Below are 18245 nucleotides of genomic sequence, written 5' to 3' on the forward strand. Positions count from 1 at the left end.
CGCCGTTGCGGATGAGTTCAAGGAGTTCTGCTGTGCGCATAGTTTTTTCATGGGCCGGTGAATAAGAATTCCGCATTTCTTCCAGAATGTTGCATTCTTCATGATACTGCGCGTCCTCTTGCGCGGCAACGAAAAAGACACCCTTCGACAGGCTCAGGCACCATCCTTCGACAGGCGCTGCGCACTCTTCGGCTCCGCTCAGGGAGCTTGTTCCTGCAAGCGCCTTGAGCGGAGCCGAAGGGCATTTATAGATGCGCAGTTTGATGCCGACGGGAAGAGCAGCGTCAAAAAGCCTGGGAATGAGGAAGACTGGGAAGCCAAAGCCGCAGGGCTGATTCGGATTGAACAGCAGGACGAAAAGGTTTACACTGAACTGTCCACCTTTTCGATCTATTCGTCCATGCGGAGGATTTAATGACTTGTTCTGCTGACTGCCGCCAGGAGCCGCTCCTGCTTTTCCGCCCCTTCTTTTTCAGTGTCCGCAACCGCTTCTTCCGGGACAAGCGGATCAGCCTGCGCACCGCCGCTGTGCTGGCTCTCGGCGCGGGGCTGTTTATTGCCCTGTATTTGGTCAGCCTGCGGATGATCGGCTATTTCCACAGCCAAAGCGAGCTGGGCATCATCCTCAGCCTGAAGATTTTCCAGATGGCGTGGATGATCATGTTCGCCATGCTCATCTTCTCCTCGATGGTCTCGGCGGTCTCCTCGCTCTACCTGTCCTCGGACAACGAAATCCTCTGCAATGCGCCGGTCAGACCGGAGCAGCTCTTTCAGATGCGCTTCGGCACTTCGCTGCTCTATACCTCGTGGATGATGCTCATCTTTTCCCTGCCGATCTTCGGGGCTTATGGAACGATCTTTCATGCTGGCTGGCTGTATCAGCTGCTGATGGCCATGACCGTGGTCAGCACAGCCTTGACTGCCAGCGGCATTGGCCTTGGCGCAACCATCCTCTTGGTGCGCCTCTTTCCGGCCAAGCAGACTAAGGACATTGCCGTGTATCTTTCGCTGCTCTTCGGCATCCTGCTCTATTTAGTCATCCGTCTGCTCAAGCCGGAAGACCTCGCTGACCCGGAGAAGTTCCCTGATTTCGTTGACTACCTCTCCAGCCTGCAAACGCCCGGCTCGGCCCTGCTGCCGCCGTCCTGGGCCAATCAGCTGCTGGGCGGCTATCTGCAATATCAGCAGGTTGACTGGCTGGCCGCCGGACTGCTCCTGCTCACCCCGCTGGTGCTGTTCTGGGCCGGGGAATGGCTGATGGGCCGCTTCTTCTTCGACGGCTTCAGCAAGGCGCAGGAGTCTTTCGGCGGCTGGCGCGCCTTTGGCGGCAAAGGCTACCAGCCCTCGCCCCTGCGCTGGATATTCCACAAAGAAGCCAAGCTCTTCCTCCGCGATTCAGCGGAGTGGTCGCAGCTCTTTCTGGTCGGCGCGCTGATCGTAGTTTATCTCTACAACTTCAAGGCCCTGCCCTTGGAACGCTCGCCCATGCCGACAGAGTATCTCGCCAATCTGCTCGCCTTTGCCAACATCGGCCTGGCCGGCTTTCTCGCCACCTCGCTGGCAGCCCGCTTTGTTTATCCCTCTATCGGCGCGGAAGGCCCAGCCTTTCTCGTCATCCGCTCCTCGCCGCTGCCGCTGCCGCAGTATCTGCTCTGCAAATATCTATTTTACTGCATTCCCTTCACCGCTGTGACGCTCTTCCTGATCATCGCCTCCAATGCCCTGCTGCAAATCAGCGGGCCGATGTGGTGGGTCTCCATCGGCGTGAGCTTGGTGATCACATGGAGCGCACTGGCTTTAGCCCTTGGTTTCGGCGCGATCTACGCTGATTTCAAGATCGAAAGCCGGACTGCGGCGCAGGGCAGCTTCGGCATGATGCTCTTCATGTTCGTCAGCTTGGCGATGGAGCTGCTGATGTTAGTCATCGGCTTCTGGGGCAACTACCGCCTGCTCCGCTTCTGGCTGCGCGGCGGCCAGATTGATCCCTTCGGCGCATTGCTCTCGGCCGGCTCTTTGGCCCTCATTCTCCTCATCGGCAGCCTCGCTGCCTTCTTCTGCCTGAAAAAGGGCCTCAGCAGCTTGGAGCAGTGAAACCGCAGGCCGCCCGCGCTCTTGCCGGGCGGCGGAATCCTCTCCATTTCCCCCCTGATAAAAAGAAATGATCATTTCCAAGCAGAATTGCTTTGCAAAACTGCTTTTTTTCCTATAACAATACTTTTTTCGGCTGCGCTGCCACGCTGCTGCTGCGGCGCGGGTGCGGGGCGGCAGCCTCTGCGCGGCCTGTTATCAGAACATCGAGATTCTCATCATGAGCAAGCATTTATTGGCGTTACAAGATTTTGCCCCGGAGCAGCTGGAGTCCCTCCTCAGCCGGGCGGCAGTGCTGAAGCAAGAGGCGGCATCCGGCATCCGGCATCAGCAGCTGGCCGGCAAGCGCATCTGCATGTTGTTTGAAAAGCCTTCGACCCGGACCAGGGTCTCGTTTGAAGCGGCCATGCAAGGGCTGGGCGGTCAAGTCATCTTCATGCCTGCCAAAGAAAGCCAGCTGGGCCGAGGCGAGCCGCTCAAGGACACGGCGCGGGTGCTCTGCCGCTATGTGGATGCGCTGGTCGTGCGCACTTACGGCCAGCAGGTGGTGGAGGAGCTGGCCCGCTATTCCGAGGTGCCGGTGATCAACGCGCTCACTGATCTGCATCATCCCTGCCAAGTCCTCAGCGACTTGATGACCGTGATCGAGCGGAAGGGCAGCCCGAAAAAGCTGAAGATCGTCTGGCTGGGCGACGGCAACAACATGGCCAACTCATGGATTCAGGCCGCCGCCGTGCTGGGCTTTTCCTTGACGCTGGCCTGCCCGGCAGGCTACGATCCTGATCCGGCGATACTGGAGGCGGCCCGCAAGATCGCCGCCTGTCCGATCACCGTGCTGCGCGACCCGGCAGAAGCGGTGCGCGGCGCGGACGTGATCAACATTGATGTCTGGGCCTCAATGGGCAAAGAAAGCGAGCGGGAGCAGCGCCTGCACGACTTCCGCGCCTATCAGCTCAACGCGGCTCTGCTGGCGCAGGCGGCGGAAGACGCTGTCGTCCTCCACTGTCTGCCTGCGCACCGGGACGAGGAAATCACCGAAGAGGTGCTTGAAGGGCCGCAGAGCGCGGTCTTTGATCAGTCCGAGAACAAGATGCACATGCACAAGGCCATCTTGGAGGCTATGATTCTCGGCGCAGTTTGAGCTGCGTCACACATGGCCGCCAGTCTTCGGTCTTCTCCGTAAAGGTTTCCCGTCATCAGACACAAAGGATGGGAAACCTTTATTTGATTCATCGCTCCTTTTCATCGTTCATTCATAATTTGCATGGAAAACTCCAAAGAGCAAGCGGCTGTCAATATTGAAAGCCTTCGCAATTCAGGTTGGAAAGCAGCGATTAAAGCCAGTGATGGCAAAGGCTATACAAGCATGTCAACGGCTTTGTCAACAGCGGCTCGGACAGCAATTGAAAATGGTCAGTTTTCCGAAGGGAACAGCCTGCGGTTGCTCGCGAATGCTTGTTCGATGATGCTGAATCCCAGCAGTCCAAATGAGCCGTTTAAACCATTGATGGTCATGAATGATGGCAGACGATCATCCTTGCCAATTGATTTTCAACAATCAGATATAAATCTATTAGCTGAATTCGTCGAGGAAGTTGATAACCCGTGGCTTCAAGCTCGTCTCGCCGACCTGCTTTGGCTCTTGCTGGTTAAGCCGAGAAGTTCTAAACATGCTTTGCTCGCTATTGATGCCTACTGCAAAATTCCTCTTGATTTTGATACGTGGCGGAATGATGGCCGTGAGTGTTGGGAACGTGCGCTTCGCTTATCTCTGATGCTTAATGCAGGCGACAAACTAAGCAATATTGAAAATGATATCCTCACGGCATTCAACAATGCAGAACAGAAAGATGGATTTTTTGCCCTTCAGCTTGCTGACCTGATTGCATTGAACAGGCTTGGAAATGATCACCGCCAGTCTGTTGCGATAAAACTTGAAGAAATGGCACGGGCTTTCGATGTCGAAGGTGCTTGGCCTCAATCCAGAGGTTATTTTGAAGCCGCAGCGACATGGCATCGCAAGTCGGATAACGTAACAAAGGCAGCAGAAATGACGGTCGGCATCGCCGAGAGTTGGGTAAAGCAAGGGGAACAAATACACTCACAGCCTTTTTTTGCAGCGAATTTTTATGAAAACGCAATCCAAATATATCGCAGAATTTCCCGCAGCGAACGAAACACCTATCAAGTTGATGAGAAGATAGCAGAACTACACAAGCGCATGAATGATGCTGGGGCCAGATCACTTAATGATATTAATATATTCCAAGCTCCACCAATTGATATCTCGGCGATAGTAGAAGATGCTGTAAATGCGGCGAAAGGGAAGTCGGTAATTGACGCACTGGCATCTTTTGCGAATATTTGTCAAGGGGCGAGAGCAGCAAATATCAGTGAGTCCTCAGAGAGGAACATTCGTGAGCATCCTTTACCAGTTCTGTTTGGTGCAACCAATAGATCGCGTGAAGGGAGCGTTATAGCCAAATGTCCTAGCATGGGATTTGGAGATGCAGAGTCGGAAGAATACAAAACGACCTTGTGGGCTAAAATGATCGATCAGTATCTCATATATATTGAGATAGCCGTGCAGAGCGGTATTTGGCCTGCACTGGAGATTTTGCGTCTTGAGCATCGCCTACGCGAAGAGGATTTTCTTTCTATTGCCAGTAACTCTCCAATCGTACCAATCGAAAGAGAGCGGCTGTGGGCGAAGGCTCTCTTTTTAGGTTATGATAATGACTTTGTAGCGGCATTGCATATCTTAGTGCCGCAGGTTGAGCATATGGTTCGTTGGCATTTGAAATCAGTCAACGTTAAAACTACCAATCTTGATAAAAAGGGAATTGAAAACGAAAACGGCCTCAGCACATTGATGGATTTAACCGAGGTCTCGAAGATATTTGGAGAGGATTTGGCTTTTGAACTCAAGGCACTCTTCTGCGACGCATTCGGGCCAAACCTGCGGAATCAAATAGCGCATGGATTGCTCAATGATCAAGAATGCCTGTCGGTTTATACCGTTTATGCGTGGTGGCTTGGGATCAAGATTGTCTTCAATACCTTCTATCTCGCCCGGCAGCAAAATCCTTGACAGAACACCCCTTGCTGTCTAATCTGCTTGATAAACTGCGCAGTTTTGAGCTTTCCTGCGCATCATCGTGTCGTCCGCCATCAGGCGGCGCGGCGTGGATTGAAACACCGAACCTACATCATGAACGTGAACAAAATTGTGCTCGCCTATTCAGGCGGTTTGGACACCTCGGTTATTCTTAAATGGCTGGCAGAGGAGTACGGCTGCCCGATCGTCGCTTATTCGGCAGACGTGGGCCAGCAGGAGGACTGGGACGCAGTGCGGAAAAAAGGCATGGCCACCGGCGCAGAGAAGGTGATCGTCTCCGACCTGCGCGAGGAGTTTGCCCGCGACTACATCTTTCCCGCCTTCCGCGCCAACGCGATTTACGAAGGCTCCTATCTGCTTGGCACCTCGCTCGCTCGCCCGCTGATCGCCAAGGAGCAGGTACGCATTGCCCAGCAAGAAGGCGCGGATGCGGTCAGCCACGGCGCGACCGGCAAGGGCAACGATCAGGTGCGCTTCGAGCTGACCTATCTGGCCCTCAATCCTAAGCTGAAGATCATCGCCCCGTGGCGCATCTGGACGCTGAACTCCCGCACCAAGCTGATGGAGTTCGCCGAAACACATGGCATTCCGGTGCCGACGACCAAGAAAAGTCCGTACAGCTCGGACGAGAACCTGCTGCATATCAGCTTTGAAGGCGGCATCCTCGAAGACCCGTGGAACGAGCCGGAAGAAGCGATGTTCAAGCTCTCGGTTTCGCCGGAGAACGCGCCTGACCGACCGACGTATATTGAGATAGACTTTGAGCAGGGCAACCCGGTGGCTGTTGACGGCGAGCGGCTTTCCCCGGCAGCCTTGCTGGCCAAGCTCAACCAGCTCGGCGGCGCGAACGGCATAGGCCGCTTGGACATGGTGGAAAACCGTTTTGTCGGCATCAAGTCTCGCGGCGTGTACGAGACTCCTGGCGGCACCATTCTCCGGGCAGCGCACCGCGACCTTGAAACCATCACCCTTGACCGCGAGGTGCTGCGCTTGCGTGACAGCCTCGTGCCGGAATACTCCAAGCTGATCTATAATGGATTCTGGTTCTCGCCGGAGATGAAGCTGCTGCAAGGCGTGATGGATGAAAGCCAAGCCACAGTCAACGGCACGGTGCGGCTGAAGCTCTATAAGGGCAACTGCATTCCGGTCGGGCGCAAGTCCGTAAACTCACTGTATTCGGAAGCCCACGCCACCTTTGAGGCGGATCAGGTCTATAATCAGGCTGACGCGGGCGGCTTCATCCGGCTCAACTCCATGCGCCTTCAGATTCAGGCCCTGAACCGGAAATAGCAATGGCTGATCAGACACATTGCCCGCAGCAGAAATGCTCCGGCAAGCTCTGGGGCGGGCGTTTTGCCGCGCAAACCGCCGCCTCAGTGGAGAGCTTCACCGAATCCATCAGCTATGACTGGCGGCTGTACCGGCATGACATCATGGGTTCCAAGGCCCATGCAAAAATGCTGGCCAAGCAGGGCCTGATCAGCAACGATGAGCGGGATGCGATCATCTCAGGATTGACGGAGATTGAGCAGGAAATCCGCGAAGGCCGCTTCCAGTTCCGGGTGGAGCTGGAAGATATTCACATGAATATTGAGAAGGCTCTGACCGACAAGATCGGCGCGGCAGGCGAGAAGCTGCACACCGCCCGCAGCCGCAATGATCAGGTAGCTCTCGATATCCGCCTTTACCTGCGCGACGAGACGGCGGAGTTAGACACACTGCTGGCTGACGTGCAGCGCGGCTTTGCCCGCCAAGCCCGCGCCAATCTCGGCGTGATCATGCCCGGCTACACCCACATGCAGCGGGCGCAGCCCGTGCTGCTGGCGCATCATTTGCTGGCTTATGTCGAGATGTTCGGCAGAGACCGCGAGCGGCTGGCTGACTGCCTGAAGCGGCTGAACGTGCTACCGCTCGGTGCGGCGGCCTTGGCGGGAACCGGCTTGCCGATAGACCGGGAATTCGTGGCCAAGGAGCTGGACTTTCCGGCAATTACCGCCAACTCGATGGACACCACCGCTGACCGCGATTTCGCCTTAGAGTTCCTCTTCGATTTGAGCGTGATTCAGCTCCATCTCAGCCGCATGGCGGAAGAATTCGTCCTCTGGGCCTCGAAGGAATTCGGCTTCATCAAAATCGGCGACCAGTACTGCACCGGCTCCTCTATCATGCCGCAGAAGAAGAACCCGGACATCCCGGAGCTGATCCGGGGTAAGAGCGGTCGGGTGGCGGGTGCGCTGGTCTCCTTGCTGATGACCATGAAGGGCCTGCCCATGACCTACAACCGGGACATGCAGGAGGACAAGGAGCCGCTCTTTGACGCGCTCGACACGGTTAAGGCCAGCCTGAGCATCACTGCCGAGTTGCTGGCCAATAGCAGCTTCAACGGCGGAAGGATGCGGGAGGCCACGCACGGCGGCTTCATGACTGCCACTGATCTGGCTGATTACTTGGTCAAAAAGAACCTGCCCTTCCGTCAGGCGCACCGGGTGGTGGGAGAGATTGTCGCCTTCTGCCAGCAGCGTGATGCAGAGCTGACCGAGCTGAGTCTGGCTGAAATGCGCCAGTTCTCCGCGCTGATTGATGACGATGTGTTTGCAGTCCTTTTTGTGGAAGGCTCGGTCAACAGCCGGGTCTCTGCTGGCGGCACCGCCGGGGCCAAGGTTGCTGAAGCTCTTGCGCGTGCGGAACAACAACTGGGGATAGCATGATGAAACTGCCTTTGCTGCTGCGAATTTCTGTTTTATCCGGCCTGCTGCTCGGCGGCTGCGGCTACAAGACCCTGCCGGTGGCTCCGTCGGCCATGATTCCCCGGCCTGTGACCGATCTCAGCTATGAGCTGACTGACAGCGGGGCAGTGCTCCGCTGGACTTTCCCGGATCGGACCGTGAGCGGCGAGAAGATCGCCGAAATCGACAGCTTCCAGCTCTACCGGGCTGAGGTTCCTGTAGACGACTACTGCGAGACCTGCCCGGTTCCTTTTGCCGCGCCCATCACTGTGGCGGGCGGCAGTTTGCCGGATAAGGGCAGCCGCCAGGGCAGCTGGGAGGATGCGCCGATGCGGGCTGGCTACATCTACTTGTTCCAGCTGCGCAGCCGCAGCGGCTGGCTGTCTGAATCGGAAGACTCCAACCTGATCTCCTTCCGCTGGGAGAAGCCGTCCGCCAGACCAAAACAGGCGGCGGTGCCTGTTGCCGCAGCCGACCGCACTCCGCCGCAGGTGCCGGGCAATGTCACTGCTGCCCGCACTGCGTCCTCAGTCAAGGTCTTCTGGGATGCAGGCGAGGACAAGGATTTGGCCGGGCACAAGGTCTATCGCCGCGTCGGCGAGGCCGCGCCAGAGCTGATCGGCGAGGCCAAAGTTCCGTACAATTTATTTGAAGATAAGAACCCGCCGCCGAAAGGCGTGCCGGTCTTCTATGCCGTGAGCAGCTTTGACCAAAGCAGTCCGCCCAACGAGAGCCAAAAATCCGCTGAAGCCAGTCTGAGGTGATTTCTTTTTTATCCAAGCTGCCGTCTGTGGTCGAAAAAAGCGCATGAAAACCGTCGTCATTGTCATTCCGGTTTACAATGAGGCCAAGGTCATCGGCAGCGTGATCGAGGAGGTGCGGGCGCATGGCTACGAGCACATCGTGGTGGTTGACGACGGCAGCGCGGACAAGAGCTTCGAGATCGCCTCGGCCTATGACGTGCTGGCCTTGCGCTTGAAGATCAACCGGGGCAAGGGCGCGGCGGTGAAGACTGGGATAATGGCCGCCAACCTCCTTGGCGCGGACGTGGTGGTGACTATGGACGGCGACGGCCAGCATGATCCGGCGGACATCGCCCCGCTCATCGCCCCGATCCTTGCAGGCCGCATTGACGCGGTGCTCGGCTCCCGGATACTTAACCGGGAGACCATGCCGCTGAAGAAGAAAATCGCCAACAGCATCGGCAACTTGGTCACTTGGCTGTTTTACGGCCTTTTAGTTTCGGACAGCCAGTCCGGCCTCCGGGCCTATTCCCGCTACGCCGCTTTGATCATAGACACCAAGGCGGATAAATATGAGTACGACAGCAAGGTGATCAGGGAAATCAAGAACAACCGCCTGCGCTTCACGGAAGTGCCGGTGCAGACCCGCTACACCGAATACGCCAGCAGCAAGAAGACCAAACAGAGCTTCATCAACGGACTGATCACCCTGCGCCGGATGATTTGGAATCTGATCGCCTGAACCCAAACATAAACAGCGGACGTGCATCTCTATCAATTTGTCATCGTGGCCATTTCCTCGGTCATGCTGTACCTTGGCGTCAAGGAGTTCGCCAACCGGGAAGCGGGCCAGACCCTTCTCAAGCTGGCTGTGCGCCTGACTGTCTGGGGCGGCATGGCCCTGATCGCCATCTATCCGGACTTCACCCTGTTCATCGCCCGCGTCCTCGGCGTGGTGGACAACTTCAACGCCGTGGTGATGATGGGATTTCTCTTGGTCTTCATGCTGATTTTCAAGCTGCTTTCGGCCATTGAGAAGATTGAGCAGAATGTCTCCGAGCTGACCCGCAAAGAGGCCCTGAGCGAGGCGCATGAGCGCATCGAGCTGCTGCGGCAGGAAATCAGGGAGAAGAAAAAGGAGCGGGAAAAGGCCGCCTGACTGTGCGGGAGGAGGCAAACAGCTGCGAGTTCTGCCAGCCAATCCAGTTTCTTCCCGCCCCGGCCAGACAGAGAAAGGCCGTTTCAGCCAGTCCGGGACTCGGAGAATTCATTTTACAGCCCGCCTTTTCCGTTTTACAATTCGGCATCCAACTCCAACCCTTGCACTTCAAGCCCGGAGATCATGCAGCCGGGCGGGACAGAAAACAAGCAGTCATGGCTGACAACATCATACTGATCGGCTTCATGGGCGTGGGCAAAGGCAGGACCGCCCGCGCTTTGGCCGCGCTGACAGGCCGCTTCGCCGTTGACACCGACGACCTGATCGAAAGCATGGTCAAAATGAAAATCCGCGACATCTTCGCAGCGCAGGGCGAGGCCCAGTTCCGGCAGCTGGAATGCCGCTGCGCGGACTGGCTGGAGCGGCAGGTGAGCGGGACTGTCGTCTCGGCAGGCGGCGGTTTCTTCAAGGTCGGCAATCTCAGGCGGCTGGGGCAGGTGATTTATTTGCACTCTGATTTGGACGGAATCCTTGAGGCGATGCGCAGTCATCCCAATGCGGCGCAGAAAATGAAAAAACGGCCGCTGCTGCAAGATCTGGCCAAGGCGGAGGCCTTGTTCAACGAGCGGCTGCCGCAGTACCGCGAGGCGGCGGACATGGAGATCGCCGTCCAGGGGCGCGGCAATGCGGACATAGCCGCTGAAATCGCCGCCCGGCTGCGCGCATGAGCGGCGCGCAAGGAGTCTGTCCCGGCAGCGGCGGCCAGACTGAGCTGGGCTGGGAGGCGGCGCTGCGGATTTTCGACGCGCTTTCCGCCTGCGTGATCCTGCTCGACTCCGGCCAGCTGATCCGGGCTGTCAACAATGCCTTCCTTGACCTTGCCGGACTCAGCCGCAGCGAGCTGGATGCCCGGCCTGCGGAGCTGCTGGAGCCGCTGCTGCCCGGCCTCCGCGATCAGCTGACGGAACTCTGCGGCTGCGGCCCCCGGACCTTCCACACCCGGCTGACTGACAAAAACGGCGCGGCGCATCTGCTGGAAATCAATCTGGCCCGCTTGGACGGCGGCATGACGGTCTGCGCGGCCCGCAGCCTCCACGAGGAGCAGAACAGCGGCTGCCAGGAGGCCGCCCTGCGCCGCACCGAGCAGCAGCTCATCGCCGCCAACCGCCTCAAGCGCAAATTCATCGCCAACATCAACCACGCCATCCGCACGCCGATGAACGCCATCATCGGCTACGCGGAAATTCTTGCCGAATCCGGCCTTTCCGAGCAGCAGCAGCGTTTTGTCAGCACCATCCGCAAAAACGGCACGGCCTTGGTCTCGATCATCAACGATGTCATGGAGCTGTCCAAGCTGGAGAGCGGCAGCGTCAAGGTGCTGAAATCCGCCGCCAGCCTGCGGGCGGTGGTCGAGCAGGCCGCTGACCTTTTCGCCGATCAGATCCGGGCCAAGAAGCTGGACTTCACCTGCGAGGTGGAGCCGGAGCTGCCGGAAATGTATGTGATGGATGCCGACCACTGCCGTCAGGTGCTGATCAACCTGATCAGCAATGCGGTCAAATTCACGGAGAAAGGCAGAATCTGCCTGACTGTGACCGGCATAGCCGCAGGCGAGGGGTGCTGGGAGCTGGCTTTTCAGGTCGAGGACACCGGCATCGGCCTCTCGGCAGGCGAGCAGCAGGCCTTGCGCGAGCTGTTTGAGCAGCAGGAGGAGCAGGTCCGCATCCACGACGGCACCCGCCTCGGCCTCACTCTTTGCGCCCGCCTGGCGCGGATGATGGGCGGGGCACTTCAGCTGGAGAGCGCCGCGCACGGTCATGGCAGCCTCTTCACCTTCATCATGCCCGCGCAGGCGGCGGAGCGGAGCAGGCCAGCTGGCTTCTCCGCCCGCAGCAGCCAGCCGCCGCAGGCGCGGCGGGCCAGTCCGGTCATGCTGGTGGTGGACGACATGCCGGAAATGTCTCATCTGGTGAAAATTTATTTTAAAAATTCGCCAATCCAAGTGCTGGAGGCCTCCGGGCCGGACGACTGCCTCGCGCTGGCTTTGGACGCGCAGCCGGATCTGATCCTGATGGATTTGGACTTGGCCGGAGCCGACGGCCGCGACCTTGCCCGGCAGCTTAAAGAAGATCCGCGCACCAGGAGCGTCCCGATTGTGGCCATGACCGGCTTTCTGCTGGAAAAAGACAGCTTGGCTCCCCTCTTTGACGATTTGCTGGCGAAACCTTTTCATCTTCAGGAGCTGCGGCGAGTGGTGCGCCGCCATATTCAAACCGGCCAGACCGGCGCGGCCGGGGCGCCGCTGTCCGGCCAGGCGGAGTCGGCGGAAGATGTCAGCGGGCTGCGGACAGCATGGGACAGCGAAATTCAGGCCGCCTGCGCCCAGGCGCAGATGAGCGGCAATCTTGAGGATGCCAGCGCGCTGGGCCGCAAGCTGGAGGAGCGCGGCCGCAAAAACGGCTCGGCGGAGCTGACGGAGCTGGGCAGAAAGATGCAGCGTTTCGCGCTGGACATTGACATCAGGGGCATGGAGCATGTGCTGGCCCTGCTCCGCAATGTGGCGGAGGAGCGGGAATGAACAGCCGGGCTGCGCGGCCTCTGGTCTTCATTGTTGATGATGTGCCGGAAAACATTCAGATCGCCCTGTCGCATCTGAAGAGCTTGGACATGGACTTCGCCTACGCCACCTCAGGCGAGCAGGCGCTGGAGCGGATGCGCAGCCGGATTCCAGACCTGATCCTGCTTGACGTGATGATGCCGGGCATGGACGGTTTTGAGACCTTGCGGGAAATCCGCAAACTTCCTGCGGCCCAGTCTGCGCCGGTGATTTTTCTCACCGCCCGCTCGGAGCCGGAGGATGTGGCCAAGGGCTTTGAGCTGGGCGGCGTGGATTACATCACCAAGCCCTTTCACGGAGTCGAGCTGCGCTCCCGTGTCCGCAACCACTTGGAGCTGCACCGCTACAAAATGTATTTAGAGCAGACGGTGGAGGCCCGCACCCGCGAGACCGTCCTGCTCAAAGACATCACCATCGTGGCCATGGGCGAGCTGGCCGAGCACCGCGACACTGACACCGGCGGCCATATTCAGCGCACACGGGCCTTTGTCCGCTCTTTGGCGGACGATCTCTTCCGTTCCGGCAAATTTCTCGACATTCTCACCCCGGACTACATCACTCTGCTTTATAAGACCGCGCCGCTGCACGACATCGGCAAAGTGGGCATCCCGGACGCGATCCTGCTCAAAAAGAGCCGCCTCGACCGGGATGAGTTTGAGATTATGAAGAAACACGCCATCTACGGCGAGGAAGTCATTGACAAGCTGGCCAAAATGGCGGGAGAGCCGATGGCCTTCCTGCAATGCGCCAAGGATCTGGTCGGCAGCCACCATGAGAAATTCGACGGCAGCGGCTATCCTCGCGGGCTGGCTGGTCAAGACATTCCGCTGGCGGGCCGGATCATGGCCATGGCCGACGTGTACGACGCGCTGCGCACCAAGCGGGCCTACAAGCCTGCTCTCAGCCATGAGCAGACCATGAACATCATCGTTCATGAGGAAGGCCGCAGCCGTCATTTCGACCCGGATGTCTATGACGCGCTGATCCGGGTGGAAAAAGACTTCGAGGCCATCGCCGAGCGCAACCGCGACGAGTCAATGATGTGACGGCTCACTGCTCCGTGAAGCCCCAATAAGGATAATCCAGCTGATAGCTGGCGATGAGGCCCGGACTGCGCTCGCGGCTGGCCACCAGCCAGAGGTCGTTGCGGCGCAGCTCGGCAGGCTCGCGGTTGAAGGGATCCCACTGCGGCAGCAGCACCATGGCGTTGTCAGCGGAATATTCGATGTCGCCGGAGCCTTTGAACGAGCCGAGCTGCGGCTGCCGGTCGTACTGCCCGTCTTCGCGCCGGGTCAGCTCGGAGATGACCAAGAAGGAGACGTTGAACTCGTCGCGGAGGGCCTCCAGCTGCCGGAGCCAAGCGTCAATGCCGGTGCGCCTCTCGGCGAAATCCTTGAAGGGCAGCTTGTGCAGGCTGTCAATCACCACCAAGAGGCTGTCGGCGTTGCACTCATGGCGGAGAAAATCAATGTGGCTGCGCATCAGCTCCGGGGTCAGCCGCCGGTCCGTCACCACCCGGAACCACGGCAGAAACCGCCGCAGCTCGGCCTTGGCCGCCTTCAGCCTGCCTGCCTCCTCCTCGGTCAGTTTGCCGGCCCGGAGCTGTTCTGCGGCCAGTCTGCTCAGACGGCAAAGGCTGCGCTGGTAGATTTTCTGCCTGCCGTTTTCAAAATCATAATAAATGACCGGGACTTTGCGGCGGGCCATTTCGCTGGCGATCTGGATGAAGAAGCAGGATTTGCCCGCTTTGGGCAGGCCGCCCATGATGTTGATCCCCTGCATTCCTCCCAAGGCGTTGTCCAATTTGGTGAAGCCGGAACGCATGGCCGCGCCGCCCGCCTGCCGCAGCTGCTCCTCAAAATGAAGGAATTCCCGCTCCGGCGAGCTGAAGGGCGAAAACGACTTCGCCTCCCGGATCAGACTGAAAACCGCTTTCTGAAAGTCGTTGCCCAGCTCGGCGGCCATCTTGGTCAGGCAGTGCTGCTTGGGCGCGGCATCCGGCCAGCGGATCATCCGCACCTTGAAGCCCAGCCGCCCGGCGAAGTCCCGCGCCGCCGCATCAGATTCAGGATTTTTGCTGACGCAGACAAAGACGGTTTTCACCCAGGCCAGCCGCTCGGCCTCAAGATTGGCCAAGTCGGAAGCCGAAGCCAAGGCGATGCCGGGCAGGCCGAGCTGGCGCAGGGCGAGCAGGTTGTCCTCGCCCTCGACAACCACCAAGCTGCCGTTCTCGCAGCGCATGATCTCCTGCATGTTGAAAATGCGGAAGCTGGGCGCGCTGAACTCCTCCTCGCCATGCCAGAAAAAATCGTCGGGCCGGTCAGGATGGACGCAGCGGGCTGCGTAGCAGTTGCCATCCTCCTGAAAATACGGATAGACCAGATAGCGGCCATTGAAGCCGATCCGCATCTCTTCCAGCACCGCTTTGGAAATGCCTTGGCTGGCGAAACGGATGAAGAGGTCGGCGGTCATCTTGGTCATGAAGCCGCTGATCTCGTTGTTGATATTTTTTTGCGGGTACTTGATTTTGACCGCCGCATAGTCGCGGTCAGGATCGTAGCCGGGCGCGAGGCTGGTGCTGAGACGGGCTTGGCGGGTGAAATGCAGCGGGAAGCCGCCGGGCGCGCAGCGGTGCAGGCAGCGGCTGTAGCCGTGAAAATGACTCTCAGGGCTGGCGATCACGACCAGCAGCCGCTTTGCCCCTCCCTTGCCCTGCTCTTGGCAGAAGGGGCATTCGGCCAGTAAAAAGCCGTTTTTCAGCGTCGCGCCGGGCAGATGCCGACTGTAAAATTGCAGAACAGGATCAGGGCGGCTCATGACTGACAGAGCAGACGGCGCAAGGCGGAGTCCAGCTCCGGCTCGCGGAAGACGTAGCCGGAGTCCAGCAGTTTGGCGGGCCGGACTTTGGCGCTGACGAGCAGCAGCTCCTTGGCCATGCCGCCGAGCAGCAGCTCCAGGAGCAGGCCCGGCGCGGCTAAGACGGCAGGGCGGCGCAGCGCGGCGGCCAAAGCGGCGGTGAATTCGCGGTTGGTGACTGCGCCCGGCGCGACAGCGTTGACCGGGCCTCGCAGTTCCTCATGCTGCAAAATATGGCTGACAATCAGGGGCAGCTCGCTCAGGCTGATCCAGCTCATCCACTGCCTGCCGCTGCCTGCCGCGCCGCCCAAACCCAGCCGAAACGGCGGCAGCATCGCCGCCAAGGCCCCGCCTTCCGGGCTGAGAACCGTGCCGAGGCGGAGGCGGACCACCCGGATGCCCGCCGCCTCAGCAGGCTGCCAGGCGGCCTCCCAGTCCTGCGCCACTTCGGCGAGAAAGCCTTGGCCTGCGGGACTGGCCTCGGTCAGCTCCTCGTCACCCCGATCGCCGTAAATACCGACTGCGGAAGCGGAAATAATTACCTTGGGCTTCCGCTCGGCTGCGGCGAAAAATTCGGCCAGCAGGCTTGCGCTGTCTGTCCGGCTGCGGCGGATGCGCTCGCGGCGGGCCGCAGTCCAGCGGCCTGCGGCGATATTCTCCCCGGCCAGATTGATGACCGCGTCAATCTCCTTGTGCGGCCCCAAGCCGATGACCTGCCGCTGAATGTCCCAAAAAGGCAGAGCGCAGGGGTCGCGGCGCAGGGCCAGCGGCTGATGTCCCTGCGCGGTCAAGGCCCGCAGCAGCTCCCGGCCCACAAGGCCGGACGCGCCGGAAATGAGGATGTTCATGCTGCCTCGCATCTGTTTTGTTTTTGCGGCGGATTAAAAATGCGCCGCGCCCAGATACCACTGCCAGACCGCCAGAATGCTGTCCTGAAAAAAGAGCCACGACAGGGCGGCCAAGGAAAAAAACGGCCCGAAGGGAATGCGGGTCTGACTGTCTTTCTTTTGCAGCAGCAGGGACAGGCCGCCGATCACCGAGCCGGTCAGCGAGCTGGCAAAGACGACGTAAAGCAGGCTCTGCCAGCCGAGAAAGGCCCTGATCATCGCCAGCAGCTTAATGTCGCCGCCGCCCATGCCCTCCTTGCCGGTCAGGAGGACGTAGCCTGCCGCCACGGCGTATAAAATGCCGCCGCCGATGACAATGCCCGGCAGGCTGATCTTGTCCGGGATGATCTGGTGATGGAGGTCGATGAAGATGACCACGAGCAGCGCGGCGACAAAGAGGAAATAGTAGAATACGAAGGAGGGGCCGAAGTTCCGGTACAGCGCGCCGGAGAGGAGGGCCATGTCCTCGCCCTCGTCCTGCTGGAGGAGGAATTCAAGGTCAAGGAGGTCGGCGGTGGTCCAGCGGGGCTGCGGCATTTTTTCCGGCGGCGTTGGGATTGAAAAACGTGCTGGATGCATCATAACGGCGGAAGAGGCGATGGTCAACGTTTCCGGCGGCTGAATGCAACAAGCAGGCGGTTCAAAACGCTGCGGATGGTGTTTGCTGGCGGCGGCATGGAGCTGCTGCCGGGCCAGACCGAATGCAATCAGCCGCCCGGAACGCCGCATCTGCACCAGAATCGACTTGATCCGCAGCTCCTCACGCTTAATCTGTTGCTTTTTCAAACATTGCGCGTTACAAATGGAGCTTGAGCGGGAGCAGCTCAGGCTCTGTCCGGCGCAGACGCGCTGCGGTCAGCTGCGGACAGAGCGTCATCTGTCGCAGATCAAGCTCAATCTGCGGCAAATCAAATGCAACGGAGGACTGACATGGCTCAATTTCCCTTAGATGCGGCCCACATTCTCGCGCTTGCCGACGCGATGATCGCGGGCTTCAAGGACAACCCCACAGTTTTCCCCTCGCCGCCTGTTTCGTGGTCTGATCTCAAGACCCTGCGGAACGCGGCAGCCGATTCTCTTGAGGGGCAGACAGCGGCTCAGGCAGCAGCCAAGGCGGCCACCGAGCGCAAGAACGCCGACTTTGACGCATTGGACGATGCCATGAAGGACGGCATCTCTTATGCTGAATTCACGGCGACAAGTCCGGCCGAGCTTGGCCTGATCGGCTGGGGGCCAAGGGCGGAGCCGACCCCGCTTGCCGTTCCCGGCCAGCCGCTTGTTCTGGAGATTGTCCGTCAGGATGCGGACGCGCTGGAATTGGATTGGAAAAAGCCGAGAACCGGCGGCAAGACGGCCTTTTACCGGGCGGAAATGCGAACAGTCAATCCGGCTGGCGAATGGACGCTGAAGGAAACGGCCACCTCAACCAAGATTGATCTGACCGGCATTCCCGGCGGGACGCAGCTGGAGTTCCGCATTGTCGCGGAAAATGCGGCTGGGCGCGGAATACCGAGCAACACCGTGACGGCGGTGCTGTAACGACGGCGCGGGCGGCCTGCTATCTTCTTGCCAGATATTCCTGAAGCTGCTTGTGCAGGAAATGGTAGCTGCCGCCCACCCGCTGCAAAAGCAGACGGCAGTCATACGCCATGAGCAGCTGGTGCTATAGTTCTTTGACTTGGAAACTGGTGATTTTCTTTGCCGCCTTGATGAATTTCCTGTCAAAAGTTGCCAGAGAATCACAATGCCGTGATCCCGCCAAGTGCAGCGCATCCGCAAAATCCATTCCCTGCTGATGCCATGCAATCGCATCGGCAACAACGGCCTGTTCCTGCAAGGTGACATTCGGAAGACCGAAAAGGAACTGAAATGCCTCAGCAATCGCCGCCGGTTTCAAGTGATATGCGTAACCAGGGCAAACGCATGACTTTTATAGTCCTGCCAATATCTTACCGAGGAAGACATTGTCCCATCCGGCTTTAAGCCTTTTGCTTTTCACGCTGAGTTCAGTTTTTTCCTGTTTCAGGAGATTAAGCGCAATATGCCGAAGA

General features: G+C 59.0%; 17 protein-coding genes and 1 pseudogene. 13 read left to right on the forward strand and 5 right to left on the reverse strand.

Translation table 11 applies throughout. The features are described 5' to 3' along the window. The first annotated feature begins 118 nt into the window (after positions 1-118). The 12 genes from ACNKH3_RS11705 to ACNKH3_RS11760 all read left to right on the forward strand — a co-directional run bounded on the left by ACNKH3_RS11705 (position 119) and on the right by ACNKH3_RS11760 (position 13497). Positions 119-415, forward strand: a complete 297-nt coding sequence (locus ACNKH3_RS11705; protein WP_420209360.1) for a hypothetical protein — start codon at positions 119-121, stop codon at positions 413-415. Then, a complete protein-coding gene (locus ACNKH3_RS11710; protein WP_420209361.1) occupies positions 415-2091 on the forward strand; it encodes a putative ABC transporter permease subunit in 1677 nt (558 codons plus the stop codon). The genes ACNKH3_RS11705 and ACNKH3_RS11710 overlap by 1 nt, the downstream gene beginning before the upstream one ends. A 217-nt stretch (positions 2092-2308) precedes the next feature. Further along, positions 2309-3229: an ornithine carbamoyltransferase gene (gene argF / locus ACNKH3_RS11715; RefSeq protein WP_420209362.1), complete on the forward strand. Its 921-nt coding sequence runs from the start codon at positions 2309-2311 to the stop codon at positions 3227-3229. Between the two features lie 123 nt (positions 3230-3352). Next, the gene (locus ACNKH3_RS11720) at positions 3353-5179 is read left to right on the forward strand and encodes a DUF4209 domain-containing protein (RefSeq protein WP_420209363.1); all 1827 of its coding nucleotides are present in this window, start codon (positions 3353-3355) and stop codon (positions 5177-5179) included. 120 nt (positions 5180-5299) lie between these two features. Continuing rightward, positions 5300-6496, forward strand: coding sequence for an argininosuccinate synthase (locus ACNKH3_RS11725; RefSeq protein ID WP_420209364.1), 1197 nt, complete (start codon positions 5300-5302; stop codon positions 6494-6496). A 2-nt stretch (positions 6497-6498) separates the two neighbouring features. Beyond that, the gene (argH, locus tag ACNKH3_RS11730; RefSeq protein ID WP_417916860.1) at positions 6499-7914 is read left to right on the forward strand and encodes an argininosuccinate lyase; all 1416 of its coding nucleotides are present in this window, start codon (positions 6499-6501) and stop codon (positions 7912-7914) included. Further along, entirely contained in the window at positions 7914-8696 is a 783-nt protein-coding gene (locus ACNKH3_RS11735) for a hypothetical protein (RefSeq protein ID WP_417916861.1), read from the forward strand. Before argH ends, ACNKH3_RS11735 begins: the two co-directional genes overlap by 1 nt. 43 nt (positions 8697-8739) lie before the next feature. Then, on the forward strand, positions 8740-9417 hold the full coding sequence (locus ACNKH3_RS11740; protein WP_420209365.1) for a glycosyltransferase family 2 protein: 678 nt from the start codon (positions 8740-8742) through the stop codon (positions 9415-9417). A gap of 21 nt (positions 9418-9438) precedes the next feature. Next, complete coding sequence (locus tag ACNKH3_RS11745; protein WP_417917051.1) at positions 9439-9834, forward strand: DUF2304 family protein; 396 nt, start codon at positions 9439-9441, stop codon at positions 9832-9834. Between the two features lie 215 nt (positions 9835-10049). Continuing rightward, positions 10050-10562, forward strand: coding sequence for a shikimate kinase (locus tag ACNKH3_RS11750; protein ID WP_417917050.1), 513 nt, complete (start codon positions 10050-10052; stop codon positions 10560-10562). Next, positions 10559-12412, forward strand: coding sequence for a histidine kinase dimerization/phospho-acceptor domain-containing protein (locus ACNKH3_RS11755; protein ID WP_417917049.1), 1854 nt, complete (start codon positions 10559-10561; stop codon positions 12410-12412). The genes ACNKH3_RS11750 and ACNKH3_RS11755 overlap by 4 nt, the downstream gene beginning before the upstream one ends. Further along, positions 12409-13497 carry a response regulator gene (locus ACNKH3_RS11760; RefSeq protein WP_420209366.1) on the forward strand — a complete coding sequence of 363 codons (1089 nt, stop codon included), beginning with the start codon at positions 12409-12411 and terminating at the stop codon, positions 13495-13497. The genes ACNKH3_RS11755 and ACNKH3_RS11760 overlap by 4 nt, the downstream gene beginning before the upstream one ends. 4 nt (positions 13498-13501) lie before the next feature. On the opposite strand, the gene ACNKH3_RS11765 is transcribed toward ACNKH3_RS11760, so the two are convergent. Genes ACNKH3_RS11765 through ACNKH3_RS11775 form a run of 3 tightly spaced genes read right to left on the reverse strand, consistent with a single transcriptional unit; the run spans position 13502 to position 16980 of the window. Beyond that, positions 13502-15268, reverse strand: coding sequence for a DnaB-like helicase C-terminal domain-containing protein (locus ACNKH3_RS11765; RefSeq protein WP_420209367.1), 1767 nt, complete (start codon positions 15266-15268; stop codon positions 13502-13504). Further along, positions 15265-16155 carry a TIGR01777 family oxidoreductase gene (locus ACNKH3_RS11770; protein WP_420209368.1) on the reverse strand — a complete coding sequence of 297 codons (891 nt, stop codon included), beginning with the start codon at positions 16153-16155 and terminating at the stop codon, positions 15265-15267. The genes ACNKH3_RS11765 and ACNKH3_RS11770 overlap by 4 nt, the downstream gene beginning before the upstream one ends. Before the next feature lie 33 nt (positions 16156-16188). After that, positions 16189-16980 carry a prepilin peptidase gene (locus tag ACNKH3_RS11775; RefSeq protein ID WP_420209369.1) on the reverse strand — a complete coding sequence of 264 codons (792 nt, stop codon included), beginning with the start codon at positions 16978-16980 and terminating at the stop codon, positions 16189-16191. Between the two features lie 144 nt (positions 16981-17124). Here ACNKH3_RS11775 and ACNKH3_RS11780 point away from each other — a divergent pair, with 144 nt between their 5' ends. After that, positions 17125-17733, forward strand: a complete 609-nt coding sequence (locus ACNKH3_RS11780; RefSeq protein WP_420209370.1) for a fibronectin type III domain-containing protein — start codon at positions 17125-17127, stop codon at positions 17731-17733. 124 nt (positions 17734-17857) lie between these two features. On the opposite strand, the gene ACNKH3_RS11785 is transcribed toward ACNKH3_RS11780, so the two are convergent. Together ACNKH3_RS11785 and ACNKH3_RS11790 are read right to left on the reverse strand one after the other, a co-directional pair. Then, positions 17858-18091, reverse strand: a complete 234-nt coding sequence (locus ACNKH3_RS11785; protein WP_420209371.1) for a hypothetical protein — start codon at positions 18089-18091, stop codon at positions 17858-17860. Positions 18092-18124: 33 nt separating this feature from the next. Continuing rightward, positions 18125-18245 (reverse strand): annotated as a pseudogene (locus ACNKH3_RS11790) (ISAs1 family transposase); the annotation flags it as partial.

Source organism: Candidatus Electronema sp. JC (assembly GCF_048287365.2).
In the GTDB taxonomy this organism is placed as follows: domain Bacteria; phylum Desulfobacterota; class Desulfobulbia; order Desulfobulbales; family Desulfobulbaceae; genus Electronema.